Origin of the sequence: Streptomyces sp. NPDC058157 (assembly GCF_042884105.1) — a bacterium.
GTDB lineage: Bacteria > Actinomycetota > Actinomycetes > Streptomycetales > Streptomycetaceae > Streptomyces.
This window is the reverse complement of the sequence record NZ_JBHVUQ010000245.1, coordinates 1-7,664: the sequence shown is the minus strand read 5'-3', so window position 1 is coordinate 7,664 and position 7,664 is coordinate 1. Positions and strand designations below refer to the sequence as shown.

Sequence of the window (7,664 nt, the reverse complement as noted above, 5' to 3'; positions counted from 1 at the left end):
CCGCCGAGGAGTGCCGCCGCGACCGTGCAGGTGAGGAAGACCAGCATGTCGTTGGCGAGCCCGAGGCCCGGAACGGCCTGGTTCAGCAGGACGGTGAGGAGTGCGGGTCCGGCCATACCGGCCAGCCAGCCCCAGACGATCCGGGCCCGGCCGAGCCGTGCGCCACGGGGGACGGGCAGGCCACGCCCCTTGGCGGCCTCGTCGTGGGTGACGATGTGGACGTCGAGGTCCGGTCCCGACTCGCGGGCGACGGTGGAGCTCACACCGGGGCTGAACACCGACTGCCACGAGCGGCGGCGGCTGACGCCGAGCACGATCTGCGTCGCGTTGACCCCGCGCGCGAACTCCAGCAGCGCCTCGGGGACGTCGTCGCCTATGACGTGGTGGAAGGTGCCGCCCAGGTCCTCGACGAGCGTGCGCTGGACGGCGAGTTCCTTCGGCGAGGCGGCGGTCAGACCGTCGCTGCGGGCGATGTAGACGGCCAGGACCTCGCCGCCCGAGCCCTTCTCGGCGAGGCGGGCCGCGCGCCGGATCAGGGTGCGCCCTTCCGGACCTCCCGTGATGCCCACGACGATGCGTTCGCGGGCCTGCCAGGTGGTGCGGATGTCGTGCTCGCCCCGGTACTCCCGGAGGTATTCGTCGACCCGGTCGGCGACCCAGAGCAGGGCGAGTTCGCGCAGCGCGGTGAGGTTGCCCGGCCGGAAGTAGTTCGAGAGGGCGGCGTCGACCTTGTCGCTCTTGTAGATGTTCCCGTGGGCCATGCGGCGGCGCAGCGCCTGCGGGGACATGTCGACGAGTTCGATCTGGTCGGCGCGCCGCACGACCTCGTCGGGCACCGTCTCGCGCTGCCGCACACCCGTGATCGTTTCCACGACGTCCCCGAGGGACTCCAGGTGCTGGATGTTGACGGTCGACACCACGTCGATGCCGGCCTGGAGCAGTTCCTCGACGTCCTGCCAGCGCTTGGCGTTGCGGGAGCCCGGGACGTTGGTGTGCGCGAGCTCGTCCACCAGCGCCACCGCGGGGCGCCGGGACAGGACCGCGTCCACGTCCATCTCGGTGAACACGGAGCCCCGGTAGTCCAGTTCGCGCCGTGAGACCTGCTCCAGCCCGTGCAGCATCACCTCGGTGCGCGGCCGGCCGTGGTGCTCGACGAAGGCGACGACGACGTCCGTGCCGCGTTCCACCCGGCGGTGGCCCTCCGAGAGCATCGCGTACGTCTTGCCGACGCCGGGGGCGGAGCCCAGATAGATACGAAACCTGCCGCGTCCCATGCTCACGTCATCCCTCGAAGCGGTAGCCCATACCGGGCTCGGTGATCAGGTACCTCGGGTGCGAGGGGTCCGCTTCCAGTTTGCGGCGCAGCTGGGCCATGTAGACCCGGAGGTAGTTGGTGTGCTCGGAATACGTCGGCCCCCAGACTTCGAGCAGCAGCTTGCGCTGGCTGACGAGCCGGCCGGGATGGGTGATCAGGATCTCCAGGAGGTGCCACTCGGTGGGCGTCAGCCGCACGCTGCGATCGTCGCGTCTGACCTTCTTCGCGATCAGGTCCACGGTGAAGTCCTCGGTCGTGACCACGGAGATGTCGGAGGAGGGCGCCGACGCCTCACCACGGCGGGCGGCCGCCCGCAGGCGGGCGAGGAGCTCGTCCATGCTGAACGGTTTCGTCACGTAGTCGTCGGCACCGGCGTCCAGGGCCCGGATCTTCTCCTCGGAGGTATGCCGGGCGGAGAGCACCAGGATCGGCACGCCACTGGTCTTCCGTACCTCTTCGATCACGTCGATGCCGTCGATGTCCGGCAGGCCGAGATCCAGCACGATGACGTCGGGCCTGCGGGCGAACGCGAGCCTCAGGGCGGCCTTTCCGTCCGGAGCGGTCTGCACCTCGAACTTGCGCGCCTCCAGGTTGATCCTGAGCGCGCGGACGAGCTGGGGGTCGTCCTCCACCACCAGCACCTTGATCATCGGTGTGGGGCCTTCCTCTTTCGGTGGACACGGGTCGGAGCCGGCGGGACGCGGGGTGCCTCCCAGTCGTGGCTGGGGGAGTGTCGCGTCCCGTCGGCTCCAGAGGTTTGCTGTGCGGGCCGTCAGCCCTTGGTCAGTGCCTTGAGCGCGGTGTTGAGTTCGAGGACGTTGACGCGGGGTTCGCCCATGAAGCCCAGGGTGCGGCCGGTGGTGTGGTCGGCGACGAGCTTCTCTACCCGCTTGACGTCGAGCCCGTTCTTCTCGGCGACCCGGTGGACCTGGAGTGCGGCGTAGGCGGGGGAGATGTTCGGGTCGAGGCCGGAGCCGGAGGAGGTGACCGCGTCGGCGGGCACGTCCGAGGGCCTGACCTTGTAGGTGGCGGTGGAGTTGTCGGCGACCACGGCGTCCTTGGCGGCGACGACCTGGGCGCAGAGGGTGCCCTCCTCGGCCTGGTCGGTGCACGTGCCGTCGATGGCTCCGTTGTCGGCGGAGCGGTTGGTGGCGCCGGAGAGGATCAGGGAGTACTGCGTGTTGACGCTGTTGGTGCCCAGGCCGCCCGAGGGGCGGGGCTGGAACCACTTCAGGTCCGGCTTGGCGGCCTCCTCGGCGTCGTTCGGGTTCTGCTTGGGCAGGTTGTAGGTCTGCCCGATGAGGGAGGAGCCGACGACGTGTCCGCTCTGGTCCTTGATCTCGGAGCCGTTGGCCTTGTCGTTGAAGAGGGCCTGGGCGATCCCGGTGACGGCCAGGGGGTAGAGGACCCCGCAGACGATCGTGAGCACCAGCAGGGCCCGCAGACCCGCCCCGATCAACCGTGCCGTGTTTCCTACCGAGTTGTTCATGGGAGTCAGCCGATTCCGGGGATGAGGGTGATGAGCATGTCGATGATCTTGATGCCGATGAACGGGGCGACGAGGCCGCCGAGCCCGTAGATCCCCAGGTTGCGGCGGAGCATCCTGTCGGCGCTGGTCGGCTTGTACCGGACGCCCTTGAGGGCGAGCGGCACCAGCGCGATGATGATCAGCGCATTGAAGATGACGGCGGAGAGGATCGCCGAGTTCGGGGAGTGCAGGCCCATGATGTTGAGCTTGTCCAGGCCCGGGTAGACCACGGCGAACATGGCCGGGATGATCGCGAAGTACTTGGCGACGTCGTTGGCGATGGAGAACGTGGTCAGCGCGCCCCGGGTGATGAGGAGCTGCTTGCCGATCTCGACGATCTCGATGAGCTTGGTCGGGTTGGAGTCCAGGTCCACCATGTTCCCGGCCTCCTTGGCGGCCGAGGTACCGGTGTTCATCGCCACGCCGACGTCCGCCTGCGCCAGAGCCGGGGCGTCGTTGGTCCCGTCGCCGGTCATCGCGACGAGCTTGCCGCCGGCCTGCTCCCGCTTGATGAGGGCCATCTTGTCCTCGGGCGTGGCCTCCGCGAGGAAGTCGTCCACGCCCGCCTCTTCGGCGATGGCCTTCGCGGTCAGCGGGTTGTCGCCGGTGATCATGACGGTCTTGATGCCCATGCGCCGCAGCTCGTCGAACCGCTCCCGCATGCCCTCCTTGACCACGTCCTTGAGGTGGATGACCCCCAGGACGCGGGCGCCCTCCTCGTCCTCGACGGCGACGAGGAGCGGAGTGCCGCCGGCCTCGGAGATGCGGTTGGCGAGGGTGTCGGCGTCGTCGGCGACCTCGCCCCCCCGCTCCTTGACCCAGGCGATGACCGAACCGGCCGCGCCCTTGCGGGTCTTGCGCCCGTCGACGTCGACACCGGACATGCGGGTCTGGGCGGTGAAGGCGATCCACTCGGCGTGGGCGAGTTCGCCCTGGTGGCGTTCGCGCAGCCCGTACTTCTCCTTCGCGAGCACGACGATCGAGCGTCCCTCGGGCGTCTCGTCGGCGAGGGAGGACAGCTGGGCGGCGTCCGCCAGCTCGGCCTCGGTCGTCCCCTTCACGGGGACGAACTCGGACGCCTGCCGGTTGCCGAGGGTGATGGTGCCGGTCTTGTCCAGCAGCAGCGTCGAGACGTCTCCCGCCGCTTCGACGGCGCGGCCGGACATGGCCAGCACGTTGCGCTGGACGAGGCGGTCCATACCGGCGATGCCGATGGCGGAGAGCAGGGCACCGATCGTGGTCGGGATCAGGCAGACGAGGAGAGCGGTGAGCACGATCATGGACTGCTCGGCGTCCGCGTAGACCGCGAAGGGCTGGAGGGTGACGACCGCCAGCAGGAAGACGATCGTCAGAGAGGCCAGCAGGATGTTGAGCGCGATCTCGTTCGGCGTCTTCTGCCGCGCGGCCCCCTCGACCAGGGCGATCATGCGGTCGATGAAGGTCTCGCCGGGCTTCGTCGTGATCTTGATGACGACCCGGTCCGAGAGCACCTTCGTGCCACCGGTCACTGCCGACCGGTCGCCACCCGACTCGCGGATCACCGGAGCGGACTCGCCCGTGATCGCCGACTCGTCCACGGAGGCGACGCCCTCGACGACGTCACCGTCGCCGGGGATGATGTCGCCGGCCTCGCAGACCACCAGGTCGCCGATCTTGAGGTCGGTGCCCGGTACGGACTCCTCGGCGCCGTCCTCGGTGAGGCGGCGGGCGACGGAGTCGGTCTTGGCCCTGCGGAGGGTGTCGGCCTGGGCCTTGCCGCGGCCTTCGGCGACGGCTTCGGCGAGGTTGGCGAAGACGGTGGTCAGCCACAGCCAGGCGGTGATGGCCCAGCCGAACCAGTCCGTCGGGTCCATGACGGCCAGCACGGTGGTGAGGACCGAGCCGATCAGGACGACGAACATGACCGGGGACTTGACCATGACCCGGGGGTCGAGCTTGCGGACCGCGTCGGGGAAGGACCTCAGCAGGGCCTTGGGGTCGAAGAGGCCTCCGCCGACGCGGTCGGCGGGCGGCTTGTGCCCGGTGGGCAGGTCCTCGTGCGGGGCACGGGTCTCAGTGGCGGTGCTCATGATGCGAGCCCTTCGGCGAGCGGTCCGAGCGCGAGCGCGGGGAAGTAGGTCAGACCGGTGACGATGATGATCGTGCCGACGAGGAGGCCGGCGTAGAGGGGTTTGTCGGTGCGCAGGGTGCCCGTCGTCTCGGGGACGGGCTTCTGCTCGGCGAGCGAGCCGGCCAGCGCGAGGACGAACACCATGGGCAGGAACCGGCCGAGCAGCATGGCCAGGCCGATCGTGGTGTTGTACCACTGGGTGTCGGCGTTCAGGCCGCCGAAGGCGGAGCCGTTGTTGTTGGCGCCGGAGGTGTACGCGTAGAGGACCTCGGAGAAGCCGTGCGCCCCGGAGTTGAGCATCGAGTGCGGCGGGGTGGGCAGGGCCATCGCGGCGGCGGTGAAGCACAGGACGAGGGCCGGGGTGATGAGGATGTAGCAGGCCGCGAACTTGATCTCGCGGGTGCCGATCTTCTTGCCCAGGTACTCGGGGGTGCGGCCGACCATCAGGCCGGCGATGAACACCGCGATGATCGCCATGACGAGCATGCCGTAGAGGCCGGAGCCCACGCCGCCGGGCGCGATCTCGCCGAGCTGCATGCCCAGCAGCTGGATGCCGCCGCCGAGCCCGGTGTAGGAGGAGTGGAAGGAGTTGACCGCGCCGGTGGAGGTGAGCGTGGTGGCGACGGAGAAGATCGCGGAGCCGGCGATCCCGAAGCGGGTCTCCTTGCCCTCCATCGCCCCGCCGGCCGCCTGGAGGGCCGGGCCGTGGTGGGCGAACTCGGTCCACATCATCAGGGCGGTGAACCCGAGCCAGATGGTGGCCATCGTGGCGAGGATCGCGTAGCCCTGGCGCAGGTTTGCGACCATGCGGCCGAAGGTGCGGGTCAGCGCGAAGGGGATGACGAGGATCAGGAAGATCTCGAAGAGGTTCGAGAACGGGGTCGGGTTCTCGAAGGGGTGGGCGGAGTTGGCGTTGAAGTAGCCGCCGCCGTTGGTGCCCAGCTCCTTGATGACCTCCTGCGAGGCGACCGCCCCGCCGTTCCACTGCTGGGTGCCGCCCATGAACTGGCCGACCTCGTGGATCCCGGCGAAGTTCTGGATCGCCCCGCAGGCGACGAGGACGAGCGCGCCGAGCACGGCGATGGGCAGGAGGATGCGGACGGTGCCGCGGACCAGGTCGGCCCAGAAGTTGCCGAGTTCACCGGTGCGGGAGCGGGCGAAGCCCCGTACCAGGGCGACGGCGACGGCCATGCCGACGGCGGCGGAGACGAAGTTCTGCACCGCCAGGCCGCCCGTCTGCACGACGTGGCCCATGGCCTGTTCACCGGCGTACGACTGCCAGTTGGTGTTCGCCACGAAGGAGGCGGCGGTGTTGAACGCCTGGTCCGGGTCGATCGCTGCGAAGCCGAGCGAGCCGGGCAGGATCCCCTGGGCCCGCTGGAGGGCGTAGAGGAAGAGAACGCCCACCAGCGAGAAGGCGAGGACCCCGCGCAGATAGGCGGGCCAGCGCATCTCGGCGTTCGGATCGGCGCCGATCGCCTTGTAGAGCCACTTCTCCGGTGTGTAGTGCTTCTCGGAGGAGTAGACCCGGGCCATGTAGTCGCCCAGGGGACGGTAGGCCAGCGCGAGCGCGGCGATCAGCGCGAGCAGCTGGAGCACACCAGCGGTTACGGGGCTCATATCGGTGCTCAGAACCTCTCCGGGTACACGAGGGCGAGGACGAGGTATCCGAGCAGGGAGACGGCCACGACGAGGCCGACGATGTTCTCGGCAGTCACAGCTTGGTCACCCCCCGGGCGACGAGAGCCACCAGCGCGAACACCGCGACCGTGGTGACGACGAAGGCCAGATCGGCCATCGCGAGCTCCTGAGTGAAGTGGAAGTGATGAATCAGCCAGATGGCCGATGACGAGACAACCGTGTCTTCGGCCCGGCGTTAAGACGCCTTGACGGGGTCCATACGGGCCCGGCCGGACTCTTGACGCACCTCTTACGCGAGGGCGCCCGGTGGCGGGCGGATCAGCCCTGGCGGGCCAGCCCGGCGGTGTCCAGGGCGGCGCCGTCCTGGGCGGCCAGGGCGACGGCCACCAGACGGGCCTCCTCGGGCGGCAGGGGATGGCCGGGGCGCCCGTCGAGGAGGTAGCGGCCGTAGTAGTGGCCGCCGCCGACGACCCGCAGTTCGGTCGCGCCGTCCGGCCAGTCGGCGTACTCGGTGATCCGGCCCGGGCGGCGCAGCCATACGCCGCCACCGTGCTCCAGCCGTGGCAGGTGCCCCATCAGGGACCCGTACTCGAAGCGGCAGCCTCTCAGGCCCAGGAGGGCGACGAGCTCCCGGCGGACGTACTCGACCACTTCCTCAGGCGAGGCGCCGCCCTCGGAGAGGCGGGAGGTTCCCTGGAGGCTCGACAGGTGTGCGGCGTCCGTGACGACCACTTCCTGGAGCCGACGGGTGCGGACCGCCGACTGGGAGACGATCAGCCCGACGACGAGCAGGAGCACCGCGGTCCGGATCTCGGTGCCGCCCGTGATGGCGAACCGCTGGTACGGCCTGGTCAGGAAGAAGTCGAACCAGGCCGCGGCCGAGAGGGCGGCCAGCGCGCCGGCCGCCCGTGTACCCAGGGCGGCGACCGCGACCACGGCGACGACCATGATCAGCGCTTCGTCCGTCGCCGCGAGGCCCGTCCGGAAGGGCACGAGCGCGAGCGCGGTGAGGAAGGGGACCACGAGGCCCGCGACCAGAGCGACACGGTCGCGGAGTCGGAACCAGTACC

General features: G+C 69.6%; 7 protein-coding genes. All 7 read right to left on the bottom strand.

Translation table 11 applies throughout. The annotated features are described in order from the left end of the window. A partial coding sequence (locus ACFVXK_RS34240) for a universal stress protein (RefSeq protein WP_389619806.1) occupies positions 1-1,274 on the bottom strand: 1,274 nt, incomplete at its 3' end. 7 nt (positions 1,275-1,281) lie between these two features. After that, positions 1,282-1,965, bottom strand: a complete 684-nt coding sequence (locus tag ACFVXK_RS34235; RefSeq protein ID WP_389619803.1) for a response regulator — start codon at positions 1,963-1,965, stop codon at positions 1,282-1,284. A 122-nt stretch (positions 1,966-2,087) separates the two neighbouring features. Then, positions 2,088-2,804, bottom strand: coding sequence for a potassium-transporting ATPase subunit C (locus tag ACFVXK_RS34230; RefSeq protein ID WP_389619800.1), 717 nt, complete (start codon positions 2,802-2,804; stop codon positions 2,088-2,090). Between the two features lie 5 nt (positions 2,805-2,809). Next, positions 2,810-4,912 carry a potassium-transporting ATPase subunit KdpB gene (kdpB, locus tag ACFVXK_RS34225; protein ID WP_389619797.1) on the bottom strand — a complete coding sequence of 701 codons (2,103 nt, stop codon included), beginning with the start codon at positions 4,910-4,912 and terminating at the stop codon, positions 2,810-2,812. Beyond that, entirely contained in the window at positions 4,909-6,573 is a 1,665-nt protein-coding gene (gene kdpA / locus ACFVXK_RS34220) for a potassium-transporting ATPase subunit KdpA (protein ID WP_389619793.1), read from the bottom strand. Before kdpA ends, kdpB begins: the two co-directional genes overlap by 4 nt. Before the next feature lie 8 nt (positions 6,574-6,581). Continuing rightward, entirely contained in the window at positions 6,582-6,671 is a 90-nt protein-coding gene (gene kdpF, locus ACFVXK_RS34215) for a K(+)-transporting ATPase subunit F (protein ID WP_063789431.1), read from the bottom strand. A gap of 241 nt (positions 6,672-6,912) precedes the next feature. Next, on the bottom strand, positions 6,913-7,664 hold a 752-nt coding region (locus tag ACFVXK_RS34210; protein ID WP_389619788.1), incomplete at its 5' end, for a DUF4118 domain-containing protein.

Excerpts from the sequence above, each read along its gene's own strand:
- ACFVXK_RS34235 (WP_389619803.1), bottom strand. The coding sequence starts at position 1,965 with ATGATCAAGGTGCTGGTGGTGGAGGACGACCCCCAGCTCGTCCGCGCG.
- ACFVXK_RS34230 (WP_389619800.1), bottom strand. The coding sequence starts at position 2,804 with ATGAACAACTCGGTAGGAAACACGGCACGGTTGATCGGGGCGGGTCTG.
- kdpB (WP_389619797.1), bottom strand. The coding sequence starts at position 4,912 with ATGAGCACCGCCACTGAGACCCGTGCCCCGCACGAGGACCTGCCCACC.
- kdpA (WP_389619793.1), bottom strand. The coding sequence starts at position 6,573 with ATGAGCCCCGTAACCGCTGGTGTGCTCCAGCTGCTCGCGCTGATCGCC.